At 36.2% G+C, this 20856-nt stretch carries 14 protein-coding genes and 3 tRNA genes; 10 read left to right on the top strand and 7 right to left on the bottom strand.

Annotation, left to right across the window (positions count from 1 at the left end):
- Nucleotides 1-11: 11 nt before the first annotated feature.
- From ACI6PS_RS11065 to ACI6PS_RS11055, 3 genes are read left to right on the top strand one after another with little or no spacing between them, the layout of a single operon-like run.
- Entirely contained in the window at nucleotides 12-479 is a 468-nt protein-coding gene (locus ACI6PS_RS11065; protein ID WP_421012630.1) for a DUF4252 domain-containing protein, read from the top strand.
- 25 nt (nucleotides 480-504) lie between these two features.
- Nucleotides 505-1038 (top strand): DUF4252 domain-containing protein, encoded by a 534-nt coding sequence (locus ACI6PS_RS11060; RefSeq protein WP_421012629.1) that lies wholly within the window; start codon nucleotides 505-507, stop codon nucleotides 1036-1038.
- On the top strand, nucleotides 1038-1580 hold the full coding sequence (locus ACI6PS_RS11055) for a DUF4252 domain-containing protein (protein WP_421012628.1): 543 nt from the start codon (nucleotides 1038-1040) through the stop codon (nucleotides 1578-1580). Before ACI6PS_RS11060 ends, ACI6PS_RS11055 begins: the two co-directional genes overlap by 1 nt.
- Nucleotides 1581-1817: 237 nt before the next feature.
- Here ACI6PS_RS11055 and ACI6PS_RS11050 read toward each other — a convergent pair whose 3' ends face one another.
- From ACI6PS_RS11050 to ACI6PS_RS11035, 4 genes are read right to left on the bottom strand one after another with little or no spacing between them, the layout of a single operon-like run.
- Nucleotides 1818-2261: a beta-carotene hydroxylase gene (locus ACI6PS_RS11050; RefSeq protein WP_421012627.1), complete on the bottom strand. Its 444-nt coding sequence runs from the start codon at nucleotides 2259-2261 to the stop codon at nucleotides 1818-1820.
- A 10-nt stretch (nucleotides 2262-2271) separates the two neighbouring features.
- Nucleotides 2272-3111: a phytoene/squalene synthase family protein gene (locus ACI6PS_RS11045; protein WP_421012626.1), complete on the bottom strand. Its 840-nt coding sequence runs from the start codon at nucleotides 3109-3111 to the stop codon at nucleotides 2272-2274.
- 3 nt (nucleotides 3112-3114) lie between these two features.
- A complete protein-coding gene (locus ACI6PS_RS11040) occupies nucleotides 3115-4575 on the bottom strand; it encodes a phytoene desaturase family protein (protein WP_421012625.1) in 1461 nt (486 codons plus the stop codon).
- Between the two features lie 58 nt (nucleotides 4576-4633).
- Entirely contained in the window at nucleotides 4634-5533 is a 900-nt protein-coding gene (locus ACI6PS_RS11035; protein ID WP_421012624.1) for a MerR family transcriptional regulator, read from the bottom strand.
- 224 nt (nucleotides 5534-5757) lie between these two features.
- Between ACI6PS_RS11035 and ACI6PS_RS11030 the strand changes: the two genes are divergently transcribed.
- The 7 genes from ACI6PS_RS11030 (at nucleotide 5758) to ACI6PS_RS11000 (ending at nucleotide 20494) form a co-directional block, all read left to right on the top strand.
- Nucleotides 5758-9963: a hybrid sensor histidine kinase/response regulator transcription factor gene (locus tag ACI6PS_RS11030; RefSeq protein WP_421012623.1), complete on the top strand. Its 4206-nt coding sequence runs from the start codon at nucleotides 5758-5760 to the stop codon at nucleotides 9961-9963.
- A 183-nt stretch (nucleotides 9964-10146) separates the two neighbouring features.
- A complete protein-coding gene (locus tag ACI6PS_RS11025) occupies nucleotides 10147-13206 on the top strand; it encodes a SusC/RagA family TonB-linked outer membrane protein (protein ID WP_421012622.1) in 3060 nt (1019 codons plus the stop codon).
- A 17-nt stretch (nucleotides 13207-13223) separates the two neighbouring features.
- The gene (locus tag ACI6PS_RS11020) at nucleotides 13224-14687 is read left to right on the top strand and encodes a RagB/SusD family nutrient uptake outer membrane protein (protein ID WP_421012621.1); all 1464 of its coding nucleotides are present in this window, start codon (nucleotides 13224-13226) and stop codon (nucleotides 14685-14687) included.
- Between the two features lie 88 nt (nucleotides 14688-14775).
- The gene (locus ACI6PS_RS11015) at nucleotides 14776-15828 is read left to right on the top strand and encodes a glycoside hydrolase family 130 protein (protein ID WP_421012620.1); all 1053 of its coding nucleotides are present in this window, start codon (nucleotides 14776-14778) and stop codon (nucleotides 15826-15828) included.
- A gap of 5 nt (nucleotides 15829-15833) precedes the next feature.
- Nucleotides 15834-17126, top strand: a complete 1293-nt coding sequence (locus tag ACI6PS_RS11010) for an MFS transporter (protein ID WP_421012619.1) — start codon at nucleotides 15834-15836, stop codon at nucleotides 17124-17126.
- A gap of 18 nt (nucleotides 17127-17144) precedes the next feature.
- Nucleotides 17145-18863, top strand: a complete 1719-nt coding sequence (locus tag ACI6PS_RS11005; protein WP_421012618.1) for a hypothetical protein — start codon at nucleotides 17145-17147, stop codon at nucleotides 18861-18863.
- Between the two features lie 128 nt (nucleotides 18864-18991).
- Complete coding sequence (locus ACI6PS_RS11000) at nucleotides 18992-20494, top strand: alpha-glucosidase (protein ID WP_421012617.1); 1503 nt, start codon at nucleotides 18992-18994, stop codon at nucleotides 20492-20494.
- A gap of 54 nt (nucleotides 20495-20548) precedes the next feature.
- Here ACI6PS_RS11000 and ACI6PS_RS10995 read toward each other — a convergent pair.
- From ACI6PS_RS10995 to ACI6PS_RS10985, 3 genes are all read right to left on the bottom strand, one after another.
- Nucleotides 20549-20631, bottom strand: a tRNA-Leu gene (locus ACI6PS_RS10995).
- Between the two features lie 40 nt (nucleotides 20632-20671).
- Nucleotides 20672-20744, bottom strand: a tRNA-Lys gene (locus ACI6PS_RS10990).
- A 40-nt stretch (nucleotides 20745-20784) separates the two neighbouring features.
- Nucleotides 20785-20856, bottom strand: a tRNA-Lys gene (locus tag ACI6PS_RS10985).

Genomic DNA, 20856 nt, shown 5'->3' with positions numbered 1-20856 from the left:
TTTTAGAAATCATGAGAAAATTCATAATCACAACCGTATTAGTTTTATTGCCATCTTTATTTTTCGCACAATCAGCATTTGACAAGTACAGCGATATGGATGATGTAACGATGGTAGTCATCAACAAAAAATCATTTGATTTGCTGGACCAATTATCATTCAAGATGGATGCAAAAACAGAGAAATATGTAAGCCAATTAAAGAATGTTAAAAACTTCAAGATGTATTCCACTTCCAGCAACAAGATTTCTGGAGATATGAAACAAACCTTTGATGCATACAGAAAAAAACAAAATCTTGAACCATTGATGACCGTCAAACAAGACGGAAACAACATCAATATCTATGTAAAATCTAACGATGACTCTTCAAAAGTTTCTGAGTTCCTGATGTTCATCGAAGGAGGAGATAAAAAAGGCGACCAAACCGTATTGCTATCGCTTACTGGAGATTTTGATTTAGCTGCTTTAGATAAATAATAAAAAACATAAAAATAAAAATAAGATGAAAAAGTTTATAATTGCCACCGTATTCGCCCTAATGCCATCACTGTTTTTCGCACAGCAATCGGTTTTTGATAAGTTTGAAGGTCCAGATGAAATTACCGTTGTCACAGTTACCAAAAAGATGTTTCAAATGATGGGTAACGTAAAGATGGACTCGAAAGACAAGGAAGCACAGCAATTCTTGAGCCTGACTAAAAAGTTGAACAACCTTAAAGTGTTTACAACTTCCAATTCAAAATATGCTGCCGATATGAAAGTCACTGCCGAAAAATATCTAAAAACAGCAGGTTTGGAAGAACTTATGCGAGTGAAAGATGGAGGGCAAAATATTAGAATATTAATCAAATCTGGAGCAAAAGAAAGCCAAGTAAAAGAACTCTTGATGTTCATTGAAGGTTCAGGAAAAGGAAACGATACTGTCCTGATGTCCTTAACTGGAGATTTCGATTTGAACGATCTTTCTGTCCTGACCGACAAGATGAATTTACCTGGAGGGAGTGCTTTAAGCAAGGGATCTAAAGGTGCCAAGTAATGAAAAAGATACATCTGATAGCCATCATTTGCAGCTTGTTTCTAGCAAGCTGCAATTCTGAACCATCACTACAGAAATATTTCGTAGAGAACACCGAAAACAAGGATTTCATTGCTGTTGATATTTCGCCAGATATATTAAATATTGAAAAAACAAAGCTTACCCCAGAACAATCTGAAGCATTGAAATCGTTCGACAAGATGAACATCTTAGCCTTTAAATTGGATTCATCAAACGTTGCACAATACGATGTCGAAAGAACCAAAGTAACCGATATTCTAAAAAACGAAAAATACCAAAAGCTAATGTCTTTCGGTTCTGGAAAAAATGGTGTAACGGTTAGTTTTGTTGGAGAAGAAGAAAATATCGAAGAGTTTGTAGTCTATGCCAAAAGCAAGGAAGCCGGCTTTGCCGTAGTCCGAATCATCGGCGATAAAATGAACCCGACGCACATCATGAACATGCTTTCAGTAATGCAACAATCCAACATCGATTTGGACCAGCTGAAACCACTCCAAGAAATGATGATGCAACAAAAATAGATTTTAGGTTAATGTTAATTTGAGGAAAACGTTCAGGTAATTTATCTGGACGTTTTTTTTTGAAACCAATCCCGCCAACCGCTACAACTCCTCCTTTTCAAAGCTTTTTTTCTAAGGCGTTGCAGGAGCTTCCGCTGGTCGCTCTGCAACGCCAAGAAAAAATAGCCTTGAAAAGTCCGGGGTTTCCGCTCATGTCGGGGTTAGCTTCGCCATCTGGATTAGAAGGCAAGAATAAAACTATTTCTTGAAATATTTAAACGGAACCAAAAGCATCCCGAAACATTCTCCCTCTTCTTTTCCAATATGCTTGTGGTGCATTTTATGAGCTCTTCTAACGGCTTTTGCATACCGATTATTAGCATTTCTAAAAAGCTTGAAGCGTTGATGTATAAAGATATCGTGCACTAAAAAATAAGCCAAACCATAAGCAAAGATTCCCAACCCAATCGCAAGACCAATTTCAAGAATATCATATTGCCAAAGCAGGAAAAATCCAATACTGATAACCGCATAAATGATAAAAAAGGCATCATTACGTTCAAACCAAGAATCATGGTCCTTCTTGTGATGATCCGCATGCAACGACCATAAAAAACCGTGCATAATAAACTTATGACTGAACCAAGCCATAAATTCCATAAAGCAAAACGTCAGAAAAAAGACTAAAATATGAATCCACATAAGTTTATTTTTATAAAATATTCAATCGATAGGTAACATAACATTTCGCGAACAATCCCAACTTTTGATAATCGGAAACGCGTATTCGTGTGTTTTTAATTTCTGCCGAAGGTGTTTTCTTCAACTTCGAAAGCAATTTTTTGTAATATACATAAGCTGTATAAACACCAAATTTAGCCTCAAGTGGCAGATGCAATATCCCTTGATACGCTTCCTTGAAATCAGCTTCAATTTCATCTACAATTTTTTGTTTTGAAATTTCGTCGAGTTTGTTCAAATCGGTATCTGGAAAATACGTACGGTTTAAATCTTCGAAATCAGCTTTTAAATCCCTCAAGAAATTGACTTTCTGGAAAGCCGAACCCAATCGCATTGCAGAATGTTTCAATTCTTCATATTTCTCATCATTTCCTTTTACAAAAACCTTCAAACACATCAGTCCAACCACATCAGCCGAACCATAAATATATTCGTTGTATTCCTGTTTCGTTGTATATTCGTTCTTCACCAAATCGAGTTTCATGCTTTGCATAAAAGCATCGATCAACTCCTTTGGAATATTGTATTTGGTGACTGTATGCTGAAATGAGTTCAAAATCGGATTCAAACTGATTTTATCTTTCAAGGCCAAATGAAGGTTGTCTTCAAATAATTGCAATAAATTGGCCTTGTCATAATCATGAAAACTATCCACAATTTCATCTGCAAAACGCACAAACCCATAAATATTATAAATATCCTGACGGATACTTGGGGCAAGCATTTTTACCGCAGTAGAAAAGGAAGTACTGTAGGATTTTGTGACGTTCCTACTGCAATCAAATGAAACTTTGTCGAAAATAGACTTCATAAATTATAAATGTTTCTCGATTAATTCAGCAACCAATTTTCCCGAAATCAACGCTGGCGGAACTCCAGGTCCTGGAACGGTCAATTGTCCTGTAAAATATAAATGCTTGACTTTTTTACTCTTTAATTTGGGGCGTAAAAATGCTGTTTGCAACAGCGTGTTGGCCATTCCGTAGGCATTTCCTTTGTATGAATTGTATTGTTCTACAAAATCATTTTTACAGAATGATTCCTTAAATATAATATTTTCTTTTAAATTTTGCTGTGTCAATCGCTCTAATCTAGTTACGATTTTTTCAAAATATTGGTCCCTTAATGCTTCCGTATCTTCAATTCCAGGCGCTAACGGTATCAAGAAAATAGCCGATTCTTTTCCTTCAGGAGCAGAATTCAAATCCGTTTTCGATGGAAAACTCGCATAAAAAAGCGGATTTTCAGGCCATTTTGGATTGTCGTAAATATCAGAAGCGTGTACATCAAAATCGACATCAAAAAACAACGAATGATGCTCAACGTTTTTAATCTTCTTGTCAAAACCTACGTAAAAAAGTAGTGATGAAGGTGCAAACACACGGCTTTCCCAATATTTTTCCGAATAGGCTCTGTTGGTTTCATCCAATAATGTTTCAGTGTGATGATAATCGGCACCACTTAAAACAACATCTGCTTCAACAAATTCCTCATTTACAATCAAGCCATAAGCTTCTTTATCTTTAACTAAGATTTTTGAAATATTGCTATCCGTTTTTATTGTAACTCCCAATTCTACAGCCAATTTTTCAATGGCTTCAATTACGGAATACATACCGTTTTTCGGATGCCAAGTGCCCAAACCAAAATCAGCATAATTCATAAAGCTGTAAAACGATGGCGTTTCAGATGGTTTTGCACCTAAGAATAAAACCGGAAATTCCAAAATTTGAACCAGCTTCTGATTTTTGAATTTCTTGCGGACGTTTTTTGAAATATTCCCAAAAAACTGCCCTACTTTCATGGCTGTTTCCACCGTAATCAATTCTAATGGCGAAACTCCAGGACGATAAACCAAGTCTTTTATGGCAATGTCATAATTGCTTCTGGCTTCGTCCATAAAATCCTGCAAGACTTTTCCACTTCCTTCTTCGATGGTTTCAAACGTGGCTTTTATTTCTTCTAAATTATCTGAAATCAGAACAAATTCATCAATTCCAAAATAAACTTGATAGGCAGGTGAAAGCTTTTTCAACTCATAATAATCCGAAGGTTTTTTACCAAAATCAGCAAAGAAACGTTCGAAAACATCAGGCATCCAGTACCAAGTTGGACCAATATCAAATGTAAAGCCTTCCTTTTTTAATTGTCTGGCTCTTCCTCCTATTGTTGTGTTTTTCTCATATACCGTAACTTGATGTCCGGCTTTCGCCAAATAACAAGCACCCGCCAATGAGGAAAATCCAGATCCAATAACTTTTATATCTTTTTTCATATTGTTTAACAAATATAATAAATAGTTAAACAAAAAGTATTTGTCTTTAACATATTATTTACAGTCTGGTGATGAGTTCGTTCAGCGAGCGAAACATATTGATTCCGGGTAGGTTTATTTTCTGATAGATATGTTCGGTGTTTTTGCCTAAAAGCCACAATTCTGATGAAGTTTCTTTTATAATTTCATTTTTTATTCTTAATATATAATCTTCAACAGCTTCTTTTTCCGGTGAAACCGTCATATAAGACACAAATACAATATCATTGAAAATCTGAGCAATGTCCTTCAAATCTTCAAAAGGAATATTGGCTCCAAGATAGATGCTACGGTAGCCGTTTAGACTGATTTCATAATTTAAATACATCAATCCCAATTCATGAACCTCATTTATAGGCAGAAATAGAACAAAAACTTTCTCTTTCTTTTCAGGTTCTAAAATTTGTACTTTTTCAGTGTTGATGATGAGTTTTTGCAGGATTAAATTGCTGATAAAATGTTCGTGTGCTGGCTTTATTGTGTCTGTTTGCCATAGCAATCCAATTTCATTCAGAAGCGGAATAAAGATTTCGTTGAAGATTTCGCGGAATGATTTTTCCGAAAGCAGATTGTTGTAAGTGGTAATAAATAGAGATTGATCAAAATTTATCATTGCCATTTTAAAGGCATTGATGGCGTGGTTCTTTACACTTTTTTCAGAAATTATTTCCCTAACCAAAACAGGAATTTTTTCTGCTGGATATTTTGAGATCGTTGAAATCTTGTAGCCATAATTATGAAGCAAAGTGATATTGAGCAATTTTTGCAAATTATAAATGTCATAGAACCGGATGTTGGTTTCCGTTCGCATTGGCTCGAGAATGTTGTATCGTTTTTCCCAAATCCTAATCGTATGTGCTTTTATTCCCGAAAGATTTTCTAAATCTTTAATACTGAATACACTTTTAACGCTCTGCATAATTATAATTTTGTTTAACAAAAGTAATGATTTAATTAAACAAATTGAGATTCCACTTTTTTTTTATATCTGCATTTCTATATTATTCGTACAAATAAGTAAGATTTATAGATGATTTCATAAAGAATAAAAGGTCATGATTTTTATTGAAAGGATTTGTTTGTACATTTGAGAAATCGGTTATGTCAATTCACGACACGAAACTAAAAGCCCAATTTGCATTTATGAATATTAGATTATTTTTCCTCAGCTCTATTTTTATAGGATTGATTGCCTGTAATAATTCGGAAAAACCAGTTTCGTTAGCGGATAAATATGTTGATAATCAATATGATAAAACAAGTGTTTCGAAACAAGATACATTAAAAAATTCTGATTTAAAGTACTCTTTGGAACAATTGGACAATACAAAAGGGTTGTCTAACAGTTCGGTGAATTGTATTTTTCAGGATTCTCAGAACCTACTTTGGATAGGAACTTGGGACGGATTGAATCGCTACGACGGAAACAGTTTTAAAATTTTCAGGTCGGAAGAAGACAATGAAAGTTCTCTGAGCAATCAGGTTATTCTTAAAGTTGGCGAAGATAACGAAGGCCAAATTTGGGTATTAACCATGCACGGCATCAACCGATACAATAAAAAAACAGATGCTTTCGAGCATTTTTACTTTTCCAGAAAAAACAAGCCACCTTTATCGGAATCCGAATTTAATATGGCTCTGGATGCTTCCAAGCAAGTATTTTGTGCGGTAAAAGATTGGGGAATCGGCTATTTTGATGGGAACGATTTTCAGTCAATGGAAAGCAAAATTTTTTCATCGAATACGGTTCGTAAAATGGAGTTCTCAGCAACTGGTCAACTATTGGTTTTATTCGATAATAACGAACTTCATTCGACAACTATTTCAACCCAAAACGGCAAAAAGATAATTTCAAAATCAGCATTGCTTGCGAAGAATATTAAAACATTTGATTTTCTTCCCAATCGAGATATTTGCACCGTCGTTACTACTGGAGAAGTTGAACTTTATCATTCCAATTTCAAAAGGAAAAATAAATTTCCTCAAAAAAATATTGAAAATATAATCGGACATATTCCTGAAGGATTGGTTTTATCGGGAAAATCAGGTTATTCGATTGTTGATTTTGAAGGTAATCCTGTAATCAAACCTTGGTCGAAATACCTCAAAAATCAAAAGATTACAACTCTTGTTCAAGGAAGTGAAAATATCATCTGGACCGGAACCGATGGGGATGGCGTTTTTAAAATGTATCCGCTTAAAAAATCGTTCAACTTGATTTCAAAGGCTCAAATGCCGGAATTGGATGGCGGTATTGTTCGTTCTTTTCTGGAAGTGGGTGGAAAATCGTTTTGGGTTGGAACAAAAGGGAAAGGTTTATTTCGGTTTTCTTCGGATTTTTATCTGAATCCAGAAAAATCGTTAAATTATCAGAACTTCAATGAAAGCAACAGCATCCTGAACAATGCGGTTTTTGCTTTGGCGGAAGGTCAAGATAATCTTGTATTTATAGGAACAGACGGCGATGGCATTACGGTTTACGATAATGAACAATCAAAACTAATCAGTTGGCGGGAAATTGATGGCAGTGAAAAAGTGGATTATTTCAAGTCCATTTATGCCATCCATCAGGATAAAAAGGGCTTTATCTGGCTGGGAACAAATGGTTACGGAATGATTCGATGCAAAATTGACCGTTTGGGTTCAAAACTGAAAGTGACGGATTTTCAAAGGTATTTAGCTGGAAATAAAGGGGAAAATTCGTTGAGCAGTAACATCATTTTTTCGATTGTTCCTAGAAACGACAACCAGCTTTGGATTGGAACGCGGTTGGGAGGATTGAATCTTTTTGACAAGCAATCGGGAAAGTTTCAAACTTATAAAAATAGAACCAATGATTCGGAAAGCCTTTCCAATAATGATATTTTGTGTTTGGTTACCGATGCGAATAATAAACTTTGGATAGGAACCAGCTTCGGTTTGAACGTCCTGCAGGAATTGAAAAGCGATGGGAAAGCCATCTTTAAAACTTACACAACTAAAGAAGGTTTGCCTAATAATACCATTCATGGAATTGTTTCGGACAAGAAATCAAACCTGTGGATTAGTACGAATTTCGGATTGTCAAATTTCAGCATCAATCCCGAAAAATTCATCAATTACACCAAAAATGAAGGTCTGCAGAACAATGAATTTGCGGATGGAGCTTTTTACAAAGATCCAAAATCGGATTATATCTTTATGGGTGGCATCAAGGGTTTTAATTATTTTCTGCCTCAAAAAATCAAAGAATCGAATGTTGTTCCGGATCTTTTGATTGATAAAATCAGCGGGCAAAACCAGGCTACGCCTTATTATCAAGGTTTGGTTATTTCGCCTGATTCAAAAACCTATCCGTCGATAGTTTTGAAACACAACCAGAATTTTTTTGACATTCAATTGGCTTCGTTGACCTATATCAATAACGAAAAATGTCAATATGCCTATCAATTGGAAGGATTTGATAAGGATTGGAATAATATCGATAATCGTAAAATCATCTCTTTTACGAATGTTCCCCGAGGAAATTATTCTTTGTGGTTGAAATGGACGAACAGTGACGGTGTTTGGAGCGAGCCTGTTCAAGCGATTGATATCCGCATTAAGCCTGTTTTTTGGCAATCAAATGTAGCCATTGCAATTTATTTGGTGCTTCTGGCATCTTTTATATTATTTGTAAGAAGCTATTATCTGAAACGTCAATCGCTGAAGCAAAATATCCTTATCCGACAGAATGAAGAAGAGTTGCACGAAAACAGATTGACTTTCTTTACGAATATTGCCCACGAATTTTTGACGCCTTTGACGTTGATTGTTGGTCCGATTCAGAAATTATCGGAAACCACAAATTTGAATGAAAAGAATCAGAAATTCATCCATATGATTCAGAGAAATTCTTCGAGATTGTTGTTTCTGACCCAGCAATTGCTTGAGTTTAGAAAGGCAGAATACGATTATCTGGAAAATACCGTAAAGAAATTTGACCTAGTAAATCTAGTGGAACAAATAGCAGAATTGTTCGATGATTGGGCTTTGGATAAAAAAATCGAGTACCATGTAGAAGTTCCGTCCACTTTAGAAGGTTGGTTTGATAAGGATAAATTGGAAAAGATTGTTTTCAATTTGATGTCGAATGCGTTCAAATATACACCATCAAATGGAACCATCAATCTTTCATTTAAAATTGAGGATAAAAGCGTCAAAACGCTAAACATCACCATTACCAATTCGGGAAAAGGCATTCCAAAAGAAAAATTAGATTCGCTGTTCGACCGTTTTTTCCTGTCGGATACCAATCAAACCTCCGATACAGAAATGTTTCGAACAGGAATTGGATTAGCGTACATCAAGAAGCTGGTTACGGTTTTACGGGGTGAAATATTGGTTTCGAGTATTCCGAACGAGCAAACGACCTTTACAATTCTGATTCCATGCGAAAAATCGGCTTTTACTGAAAAGGAAATTGATCCGGAAAATGCTCCGGTCTTGATTTCGCATCACCTTAAAAATATTTTGGAAGAAACCATCGAGAAAGCGGATGGTATTCCCGATAAGATTTCAGCATTGGATAAGGTTGAAAACAATCAAAAAAAGGTGCTGATTGTGGAGGATGAAAAGGAAATACATTTATTCCTAAATGATTTGTTGGCTGACAAATATAAAATCATCACGGCTTATAACGGTGTTGAAGCTTTAGAGCTAATTGAGAAAGAACTTCCGGATATTATTATCAGTGATGTGATGATGCCTTTGATGGATGGAGTTGAACTCTGTAAAAAAGTAAAAACCGATTTACGAACCTGCCACATTCCGTTTATCATGCTTACCGCCAAAGATTCGGTCATCCACAGGATAGAAGGATTGGAAAGTGGCGCCAATTCGTATATTCCAAAACCATTTTATCCCGATCATTTATTGATAAGAATTCAAAAATTATTGGAAGAAAAAGCGTTGATCTTACAACATTTTACTCAAGATGCCGTGGTTGGAACATTATCGGATGTTCCAATTAACAACGAAGAAAAGACATTTATAAAGCAAGTTATTGATTTGATTCGTAAAAATATCGACAGCGAAAAGCTCCAAAGTTCATTCATTGAACAAACTTTAGGGATAAGTACCTCGCAATTGTATCGAAAAACGAAGGAAATTTTTGGGCTTTCTCCAGGTGATTTGATTCGAACGATCCGCTTGAAACATTCGGCCGAACTTTTACGCAGAAACCAATTGACAGTGTCGGAAGTGTGCTATGCATCGGGATTCAACAACCGTTCCTACTTTTACAGGGAGTTTAAAAAGGTATACAACACGACTCCAAAGAATTATCAGTTGCAATACAAAACAAAAAATTCTTCTTTTTCAAATAACTGAAAATCAACTATATCGTTATAGTGTACACTTTTGAAGAAATAGTGTACACTCTTTTTTATACCCTTAACTTAAATTTATGAAATCATTTTAAGGTCATAAAAATGATTATCACAATTAAACTCAACCAAATTTTATTAACATGAAAAAAAAGTTACACATTATTAACAAATCAGCATTATTGGTATGAAAAACAAAATTATTTACAATCTTGTTCTGATATGGACAATATTGACTGGAAGTGTTATGTATGCACAAACAGTTAGCGGAACGGTAACTGATGCAAACGGTCCATTACCGATGGTAAACGTTAGTGTAAAAGGAACCACAAATGGTACAGCTACAGATTTTGATGGAAAGTATTCTATCAATAATGTTGCACCTGGTTCTACATTGGTTTTTACATATATTGGATATGTTACAAAAGAGGAAGTTGCTACAGGTGCTACTTTGAATGTGGCTTTAACAGAAGATTCCCAAGCTTTAGATGAAGTGGTTGTTACTGGATATGTAGGTCAGAGAAGGAATTCCATTTCTGGAGCTGTATCAGAGGTTAATATGGAAAATTTATCAAAGACAAGAATCGCAGATGTTGCTCAAGCCTTACAGGGTCAGGTAGCGGGTGTTTTTGTTGCGGCAAATACTGGAGCACCTGGAGATGGTATTAAGTTGCGTATTCGTGGAGAAGGGACTCTAGGAAATAATGAAGCGTTATATATAGTTGATGGTGTTCCAACAAGGGATATATCATTTCTTACTCAGTCAGATGTGAAAACGATGACAGTACTTAAGGACGCTTCTTCAACAGCAATCTATGGATCCAGAGCAGCTGGTGGTGTTGTGGTTATTACGACAAAAAAAGGTGTAGTAGGCAAAACCAGCATTGATGCCGATATGTTTACTGGGGTTCATTTTGCCGTAAATCTTCCTAAAATGTTGAACAGTAGTCAATATTTAGAGATTAAGGATCGGGCTTGGCATAACACTATAGGTAATAGTGAAGCTGCAGAAAGTCCATATGCTCTAGATAGAAGAACCAGAACTGATTTAGCTAATACCAATTGGTTAGATGAATTGTTTACAACTGGTATTTCCAAAAATTTCCAATTATCTGTAAGTGGAGCCACAGAAAAGACACAGTATCTTATTTCTGGAGGATATTATGGTATTGACGGTATCGTAACAGAAGATAATGATCGATATAGACGTGTTAATTTTAGAACAAATATTAACACGAATGTCACTGATCGTTTCTCAGTAGGAACCAATATGCAACTGAATTATATAACACAGGATAAATTATCATCTAGTGGAGATGCTCCGGGAGTTATACGCCATGCATTGATACGTCCGCCAGTTTTAAGTGTTTTTAAAGATGTTAATGATCCTACTTATTCAGAAGGAAATCCATACACAGATTTGCCATTTTATACAGGGCCAAATGACGGATGGAGCAAAAATTACGAATATTCTTCTAATCCACTGGCTATCGTTCATTTTACAAATGACAAGAGAAACACATTTCAAGCATTTGGAAATGTATATGCGGAATATGCTCTTTTGAAAGATAAATCGCTTAAATTCAGAAGTAATTTTGGGGCAGATATTAAATTTTCTCACAATAAAAATTTTGCAGAAAATTATGGAGATGCAAATATAAGTGATGTTTCCAACCAATATTACGGAATGGGTAGAAATAATAGACCTAATAGCCTAAACGAAAATAGAGGACAGGATATGACTTTTACTTTGAGTAATACTTTGAACTATGTAAAGACAATTAATGACGTTCATAGTCTAAACCTTTTATTGGGAATGGAAAATATCAGCAATAAAGCTGCAGCAATTGGAGGAAGTAGGAATAACTATATAAACAGCAATCCAGAATTCCAATATTTGGATTATGGAAATACTTCTCTGGACGTATGGAGTTCTGGAGCAGCAACCAGCTGGACATTACAATCGTATTTTGCTTCTGCAAATTATGGTTATGATAATAAATATTTTGCTTCAGCTAGCTTACGTTCAGATGCTTCATCAAGATTTGGACCAAATAATAGATGGGCTTATTTTCCATCCGTTTCTGCAGGTTGGATTGTTTCAAGAGAATCTTTTCTTGAAAAAACAGAATGGTTGTCAAATCTTAAATTAAGAGCAAGTTGGGGACAATCCGGAAATCAAGAAATTCCAGACCATCAATGGTATAATTTGTACTCAATAGGTGATACACCTCATTTGATAAGAATTGGAAATCCTGATATAAAATGGGAAACAACAACGCAAACAAACTTTGGGCTTGATTTAGGAATTATAGATAGCAAGTTAAATTTTACGCTAGATTATTTTTCAAAAATAACAGATGATGTAATGCTAAGTGTTACACCTCCTGGGACTGTTGGAAATTTCGCACCTACAAGTGTTAATTCAGCATCTGTTAGTAATAAAGGTTTTGAATTTGGGTTGAATTTACAAAATAATGATCGTGAATTTAAGTATGGTGTTAATGCAAATTTGGCAACTTTAACGAATGAAGTTACCAAACTAAATAGAAATGTACCTTATCTGGATAATGGTGTTTCACGCACAAGAACCGAAGTTGGGCAGCCAATAAACTCTTATTATGGTTATCAATTTGAGGGCATTTATCAGAATGCAGAAGAAGTTAGTTCACATTTATTTACAAACCAAGGAAATGTGCAACCTGGAGACATGAAATTTAAAGATATCAATGGTGATGGAGAAATCAATGCGGATGACAGGACCTACATAGGAAGTTCAATTCCAAAATTAACCTATGGTTTTGCATTCAATTGTCAGTACAAGAATTTTGATTTTTCATTCTTATTGCAAGGAGTTGACGGTGTAGAACGCTATAACGATTTGAAACAGATACTAAATTTTGATAGCCGTCCATTCAATTCTACTACGGATGTTTTAAATAGCTGGAATGGTGAAGGAACAAGTAACACACAACCTCGTGTAACTTTCAACGATAATGGCGGAAGCAAAGTTTCAAGTGCTTTTGTCGAAGATGCTTCTTATTTAAGATTAAAAAATATTGAAATTGGTTACACCTTCAATAATTCAATTCCAGGAATAAATTCTATGAGAGTATACGCTTCGGGACAAAATCTATTGACATTCACGGATTATACAGGTTTAGATCCGGAATCTACTTCGTTAATTGATCAAGGAACTTACCCTCAATCAGCTTCGGTTATTTTCGGGGTAAGAGTTAAGCTTTAAAATTTAAAAAGATAAACATGAAAAATATATTTAAAATCGGATTACTGGCATGTTTTATAGCATTTGTAGGATGTGAAGATGACTTGGATACTGAAACTACAGGATTAGCTACGAAAGGTGGATTACTTACAAATGAAGTAATGGAAAGTTCTATTATATCGTCTTATGAATTACTTTCAAATAGACTAAATATACTTGGAAATTGGAATTGGGATGGGGGTCTGGTTTTCCAAAATGATTACATTATGCAAGATATTGCTTCTGATGATATGGAGAAGAAATGGATCTCGGACGGAGATCAGCCATGGATTGATGAAATTAATAATTTTACATTTACATCTACAAATGGTGGTCCGAATGGACTATGGAAATATAATTATGAAGGAATAAACCGTCTTAATCTGGTAATGGCATCTTTATTATTGTCAGACGTGGAAGAACTTACTGGAATTACAGAAGCAAGGAAAAACCAATTATTAGGAGAAGCATATTTCTTACGTTCGTATTATTATTTTTCTTTGGTAACAAATTTCGGAGATGTGCCTTTACTTTTAAAACCAGTTGAAAGTTTAGGAGAAGCATTTGATGTTTCTGTAAGAGCAAATAAAGATTTGGTTTGGGATCAAATAAAATCCGATTTAACTCTAGCCAAAGATTTATTGCCAAACACAAAATACTCTTCTGAAAACGAAAAATGGAGAGTTTCGAAAGGTGCCGTTATTGCACTTTTGGCAAAATCGCAACTATACACTAAAAATTGGAGTGCAGTTCCACCTTTGGTTGACGAATTGGCAGGATTAGGTTTCAGTTTGAATACACATTATTTTGACAGTTTCAGAACTGAATTCACTGATAACGAAGTTATATTTGCTTTCGATCATCAAACCAATGCAGTTCCAAGAAGAGGTAACGGTATTTGTGCACCACTAGGTTGGGGATTTTTTGCTCCTAGCCAGGATTTCCTGAATGCATTTGAACCAAATGATCCAAGAAAGTCACTAACCGTAAACGTTGCCGATCAAAATGTAAACAAAATGCTGGGAAGCCTTAACGGTGCCAACAAAGGAAACGATGATGCTCCAAATAACAAAATTTACATTCGCTATGCAGATGCGCTGTTATGGAAGGCAGAAGCACTTCTTGAAACGGGTGATTATACAGGAGCAGTTGGTTTAATCAATGAAATTAGAACTAGAGCAAGAAATACACCTGATGCGGCTGGAGTTGTTCCACCAGCGGGAACTTTGCCTAACAGACCAGCTTCAACTGATCCCGCAACAATAAAAGGATGGTTGATTTCTGAAAGAAGGGTCGAACTTGGTTTTGAAAACCAAAGAATGCTCGATCTGAAAAGATGGGGAATAGCCAAGCAAGTCATGACAGCTCATGGAAAAAATTTCCAAGACAAGCACATGTTGTACCCAATTCCACAATCAGAAATTGATGCTTCAGCTGGAACGTTGACGCAAAACGACTACTAAAACATAAAGAAAAAGGTTGGCTCAGAGTTAGTTTGAGTCAGTTAGTTCCGGGTCAACCTTTCTTATAAATTACAATACCATACCGAATATGAAAGACATCGCAAAACGCTTTGTAGAGAACCCATTGCTATCTCCCAACGATATTCCAGCCAGTACCGAAGGTTTGGAAATTACTTGTTTGCTTAATCCTGGTGTTTTTCAATTTAAAGGAAAAAAGTGGCTGATTGTGAGAGTTGCAGAACGCCCAAAACAAAATGATGCTATCATTTCTTTTCCAATTCTTACGGAAACCGGAGGAATAAATATCATCGAAATTAAAAAAGACGACCCAGAATTGGTTGCAACCGATGCAAGGGTTATTAATTATAAAGGAACCGACTATTTAACCACATTGTCGCATCTTCGATTGTTATGCAGTGATGATGGAATCAAATTCTACGAGCCTGAAGATTATCCGTCATTGGTTGGAGAAGGAATTCTGGAAGCTTTCGGAATCGAAGATTGTCGTGTAGCATTGATCGAAGGAAAATACTACCTGACGTTTACATCTGTATCCGATAATGGAGTAGGAGTAGGTTTGCGAACCACAACCGATTGGAAGTATTTCGAAAAGCACGGAATGATTCTTCCTGCTCATAACAAGGATTGTGCGATTTTCGAAGAAAAAATAAACGGACTTTTTTATGCGTTGCATCGCCCGAGTAGTGTGGATATTGGAGGAAATTATATCTGGATTGCTTCCTCTCCTGATGGAATCCATTGGGGAAACCACCATTGTATCGTCAGAACTCGAAAAGGTTTATGGGATTCAAAACGAGTTGGTGCTGGAGCAGCTCCAATAAAAACCGATAAAGGGTGGTTGGAAATCTACCACGGTGCCAACGAAAATCACCAATATTGTTTGGGTGCTTTTTTATTGGATTTAAATGATCCTACCAAAGTTTTAGCAAGAACGGAAGAGCCGATTATGGTTCCAACAGCGGAATATGAAATAAGCGGTTTCTTCGGAAATGTCGTGTTCACAAACGGTCACGTTGTAGAACCTGACGGAGATACTGTAACGATCTATTATGGAGCTTCGGATGAATTTGTTTGCGGTGCAAAATTTTCTATCAACGAAATAATTTCACTTTTAAAATAAAGCTAATGCTAAAAAAACTTACATTAGAATTTGACCATTTTAAAAGTCAGAGCCATAATTTTAAGATATTGGTTTTAACCAATCTGGTGTACGCCCTTGTGCAACCCGTTATCGATATTTTTGTGGCGGCTTACATTATGCGAAATTCGGATGACACTTCAAAAGTTGTAATCTATCAATTGGCCATCTATACCGGAATTCCGCTTACCTTTTTGTTGAACGGATTGCTTCTGAAATATTTCAACATCAGAAAATTATATTCCATTGGAATGATGCTTAGCGGTGTTTCGATGATTATAATGATGTCCTTAAAAGACTTGGATTTGCTTGGAATCGGAGTAGCGGGAATTACCATGGGACTTTCGTTTGGGCTGTATTGGTCCAACAGAGATTACCTTGTACTTTCCATTACAAACGACTATAACCGAAACTATTATTATGGTCTGGAAACGTTTTTTTACACCATTATTGCCATCGTAATTCCTGCAACAATCGGCTGGTTCATCCAGTCTAAAACGGGTGCCGATTCAAAACATGGAGCTTATGAAGTGATAACAGGAGTTGTATTTGTGATTACTATTTTGGCTTCAGTCGTATGTTTCAGAGGGAAATTTCAAAATCCAATCCAAAAGAAGTACATCTTCTTCAAGTTTCATCCGCTTTGGAACAAATTATTGACCTTGGCGATGTTTAAAGGTTTGGCACAAGGATTTTTGGTAACCGCTCCAGCAATGCTGATCTTTAAACTTTTAGGTGAAGAAGGTGCACTTGGAAAAGCACAGTCTATCGGAGCGATTCTTGCTGCAATCATTATTTATTTTATCGGACGTTTTTCTAAACCCGAAGATCGAATCAAGACGTTTTCAGCCGGACTTATTCTTTTTGCAATTGGAGCTTGTTTCAATGCCGCGTTGTTCAATGAAATGGGTGTAATTGTATTCTTATTGCTTTTATTGATTGCGAAACCGCTGATGGATTTGGCTTATTATCCAATTCAATTAAGGGTCATCGATATCGTTTCTAAAATTGAAAAAAGAGGAGAATTTACTTATATTCTAAATCACGAAGCGGGATTATATCTAGGAAGATTACTTGGAGCTGGAACATTTTTAGTGCTGTATTTTGCCGTATCCGAAAATGTAGCGTTGCGTTATGCCGTTGGAATCATTGCCTTGTTGCAACTTTGCTCTATCTTTATAAGTAAGAAAATTATTGCCCAAGGAAATAAATTAGCACCAGAAGAGGAAGAAGAAATAAATCCAAAAGCGTTGGAAGAAACGGCCAACAATATTACCTAAATTTAAAAATACCTACGAATGAATACTTATTTTAAAGCCACAATAATTTGTTTTCTGCTCTTAAATCTGCATGTTGAAGCTCAGGTAAAACAACAGTCGATTCCAAGAGTCGATTTGATGGCAGATGTGCCAAAACCTTTCGGAATCATCGATTATAACAAACTTACAAAAGATTTTGATGAGGTTGTTTTTGATTTCGATGCAAAAGGAAAATTCTGGCCGTTGGTTTGGATTGATAAAAGTCAGAAAAATTATCCTCAGGATGTTGTTGGGTTATACACAGCCATGGGGGATGTCCGTCAAGGCGAAGCCAATAAAGGAATGTTTCATGAATCATTGGCAACAATGGGCGCGACTTTAGGTGCGAGTTTGGTTGGAATTGACAAAACAAATCAAGACAATCGCAATTATGTTGCAATGCTGAAAAACTATTTCAACAGCGAAACGGGTTGGGATATCATGATGAACAATACGTGTCCAGAAGTTGCTTTATTGGGTGGCGGATACGGACGTGATTGGTGGTACGACGTTTATCCAAATTTATTGTTTTATGCCGTTTATGATTTATATCCGAACGAACCAGGATTTGAGGAAATGGCTCGAAAGATTGCCGATAAATTCTACGAGGCCGATGTTATTTTAAAAGGAAATTACAATTATTCATATTTCGATTATGCGAAAATGACACCGATGACCAACAATATTTGTACGCAACCCGATACAGCTGCAGGTCATGCTTGGATTTTATATTCCGCCTATAAAAAATTCGGAGATCAAAAATATTTAAAAGGAGCGCTTTCGGCACTTTCGGCTTTGGAAGCACAGCCAATAAATCCAACGTATGAATTGTTGATGCCTTTCGGAGCGTATTTATCTGCAAGAATTAATGCGGAAGAAGGAAAAAAATACGACACAGCCAAAATGTTAGATTGGACCTTTGATGGAACTGCAATCTGTCGTGAAGGCTGGGGATTCTTGGTAGGAAATTGGAATGGATATGATATTTCGGGAACAGTAGGAAGTACGGTTCACAACGGGGGATACGGTTTTTTAATGAATACCTATGATGCTGCTTGGCCTTTGGTACCTATGGTTCGCTACGACCAATCGTATGCGAATGCCATTGGTAAATGGATGCTGAATGCCGCAAATGCTTCAAAATTCTTCTATCCGGAACACATGCCAGATGAGCACGAAACAATTCCAGAATTGGCACATGTTGGAAAAAATGTAATTGCTTATGAGGGAATCATCAAAAAATCGCTTTATCCTGAAAATGAAAATATTCCAGCACCAGTAGCGCAAGGCGATGGACCGCTTTGGGTTCCCGGGAAAAATCCAAAAGAGTCACAATTGAGTGTTTACGGAAGCGGACACGTGGGGATTTTCGGAAGTATCATCAAGAAAACAAATGTTGAGGGAATCCTTCAATTGGATTTATTGGCAACCGATTTCTTCAACGACAAAGCCTATCCATCTTATCTGTATTACAACCCATTTAACGAAAACCATACGGTAACAGTTAATGTCGAAAAAGGTAAAAAAGTAGATTTATACGATACGGTTTCAGGAAAATTCTTGGCGAAAAATGTTTCTTCTTCGTCTAAGATAAAATTGAACGGAAAAACTTCGGCAGTTATTGTGATGGTTCCTGCCAAAGGAAAAATTTCTCATTCAGGCACAAAGATGCTCGTGAATGATATTGTAGTGGATTATAATATTCAACCTAAAAAATAAATATTCTGACTAGATTATTTAAAAATACAGCGGTTTCTTTCTGTTTGATTTTTAGTTTTTTCGCAAAAGCCCAAGAGGCCGAAAATTCAAAAAAATGGTGGAAAGAAACCGTTTTTTATCAAATTTATATGCCGAGTTATGCAGATAGCAATGACGACGGCTATGGCGATTTTAAAGGCATCACAAGCAAGCTAGATTATCTCCAAGATTTAGGTATCAAAGGGATTTGGCTGACACCATTTCTCAAATCTCCAAAAGTAGACAACGGTTATGATGTGGCTGATTATTATGAGATTGACCCAACTTATGGAAGCAAGCAAGATTTTGATAATTTCTTAAAAGAAGCCCATAAAAGAGACATCAAAGTCATCATGGATTTGGTTTTGAATCATACTTCCACCGATTCCAAATGGTTCCAAGAAGCAAAAAAATCCAAGGACAATCCGTATCGCGATTATTACATCTGGAAAGACAAGCCCAACAATTGGGAATCTTTTTTTGGCGGAACGGCATGGGAACTGGACACGACAACCAATCAATATTACTATCATAAATTCGATATAAGAATGGCCGACCTCAATTGGTCGAATCCAAAAGTAGTGGATGAGGTTCAAAAAATACTTCAATTTTGGTTGGATGCTGGCGTGGATGGTTTTCGTCTCGATGTTATCAATTTTCTAACTACCGATGGAATTCTAGCCGATAATCCGATGAAGGATGGAAATCAACAACATCTATACGACATCGATCAATCAGGGGTGAAAGAAGCAATGAAGATGATAAAATCAACAGTCAACGCTTATCCAAACCGTTTTATCGTGGGAGAAATTGGCAGTGATAAGATTGAAGTCCTGAAGCAATACCAGTCGGAAGAATTATTGGATGTAGTCTTTAATTTTAACTTCGGAAGTATTCCAACTTTTTCAGCCCAAAGAATTTTCAATGAATTGCAAAGCATGGAAAAAGAGATGAGCAATTACCCAACGTTGTTCTTCGGAAGCCATGACATGCCTCGAATGATGGATAGATTGGCGGATGGAAACACCGAAAAAGCTTCGGCTTTAGCGACATTGATTTTTACGGCAAAAGGAGTTCCGTTTGTGTATTATGGCGAAGAAATCGGGATGCACAATATCATTGCTGATAGTTTCGAGGAAATAGCAGACATTCAAGGAAAAACGCATTATCAATTGGCCTTGCAAAAAGGAAAAACTCCCGAAGAAGCATTATTGGAAGGAAATAAAAGCAACCGCGATAAATCCCGCAGTCCGATGCAATGGAATACAAGTAAATTGGCCGGATTTTCTACCGAAAAATCGTGGATAAAAGTCAGTCCCGATTACAAGGAAAACAATGTTGAAGTTTTAAAAAAGAATAAAAATTCAATATTTTACAAGTACAAAGAATTGATTGCTTTGCGAAATAGAGAGAAAGTTTTGCAATATGGAAAATACGATAGGTTGGAATATAAAGACAATCACATTCTGTACACCAGAAGCTTCGAAGGCGAAAGTATTACGGTAATTGTCAACTTTGGCAAATCAACTCAAATAAAGCTTCCTAAAGGCGCTAAAATTCTTTTAGGAGAAACTAATCTCCGAACGAATGGTAGCATCATTTATAATAACTAATTTGAAAATAAAGAGCATAAAAAAATCCTAACTTTCGTTAGGATTTTTTTGTAGTGACCAAGGAGGGATTTGAACCCTCACGCCCTTACGAGCACCACCCCCTCAAGATGGCGAGTCTACCGTTTCTCCACTTGGCCCAAAACAAAAAAAGTTATTTACCGCAGCAAATAACTTTTGTGACCCGACTGGGGCTCGAACCCAGGACCCCATCATTAAAAGTGATGTGCTCTACCGACTGAGCTATCGAGTCAATGCGTTCAAGAAAATGTTGTAAATGACTGGTCATTTTGTGACCCGACTGGGGCTCGAACCCAGGACCCCATCATTAAAAGTGATGTGCTCTACCGACTGAGCTATCGAGT

This window comes from Flavobacterium sp. PLA-1-15 (genome assembly GCF_049060005.1).
Lineage (GTDB): Bacteria > Bacteroidota > Bacteroidia > Flavobacteriales > Flavobacteriaceae > Flavobacterium.
The sequence above is the reverse complement of the archived record's forward strand: the minus strand, read 5'-3'. Positions and strand labels throughout refer to the sequence as shown.

What these genes read in the sequence shown, in the direction of transcription:
- ACI6PS_RS11050 (WP_421012627.1), bottom strand. Translation starts at nt 2,261, where the DNA reads ATGTGGATTCATATTTTAGTCTTTTTTCTGACGTTTTGCTTTATGGAA.
- ACI6PS_RS11025 (WP_421012622.1), top strand. Translation starts at nt 10,147, where the DNA reads ATGAAAAACAAAATTATTTACAATCTTGTTCTGATATGGACAATATTG.
- ACI6PS_RS11005 (WP_421012618.1), top strand. Translation starts at nt 17,145, where the DNA reads ATGAATACTTATTTTAAAGCCACAATAATTTGTTTTCTGCTCTTAAAT.
- ACI6PS_RS11020 (WP_421012621.1), top strand. Translation starts at nt 13,224, where the DNA reads ATGAAAAATATATTTAAAATCGGATTACTGGCATGTTTTATAGCATTT.
- ACI6PS_RS11035 (WP_421012624.1), bottom strand. Translation starts at nt 5,533, where the DNA reads ATGCAGAGCGTTAAAAGTGTATTCAGTATTAAAGATTTAGAAAATCTT.
- ACI6PS_RS11000 (WP_421012617.1), top strand. Translation starts at nt 18,992, where the DNA reads ATGCCGAGTTATGCAGATAGCAATGACGACGGCTATGGCGATTTTAAA.
- ACI6PS_RS11030 (WP_421012623.1), top strand. Translation starts at nt 5,758, where the DNA reads ATGAATATTAGATTATTTTTCCTCAGCTCTATTTTTATAGGATTGATT.
- ACI6PS_RS11015 (WP_421012620.1), top strand. Translation starts at nt 14,776, where the DNA reads ATGAAAGACATCGCAAAACGCTTTGTAGAGAACCCATTGCTATCTCCC.
- ACI6PS_RS11010 (WP_421012619.1), top strand. Translation starts at nt 15,834, where the DNA reads ATGCTAAAAAAACTTACATTAGAATTTGACCATTTTAAAAGTCAGAGC.
- ACI6PS_RS11065 (WP_421012630.1), top strand. Translation starts at nt 12, where the DNA reads ATGAGAAAATTCATAATCACAACCGTATTAGTTTTATTGCCATCTTTA.
- ACI6PS_RS11055 (WP_421012628.1), top strand. Translation starts at nt 1,038, where the DNA reads ATGAAAAAGATACATCTGATAGCCATCATTTGCAGCTTGTTTCTAGCA.
- ACI6PS_RS11060 (WP_421012629.1), top strand. Translation starts at nt 505, where the DNA reads ATGAAAAAGTTTATAATTGCCACCGTATTCGCCCTAATGCCATCACTG.
- ACI6PS_RS11045 (WP_421012626.1), bottom strand. Translation starts at nt 3,111, where the DNA reads ATGAAGTCTATTTTCGACAAAGTTTCATTTGATTGCAGTAGGAACGTC.
- ACI6PS_RS11040 (WP_421012625.1), bottom strand. Translation starts at nt 4,575, where the DNA reads ATGAAAAAAGATATAAAAGTTATTGGATCTGGATTTTCCTCATTGGCG.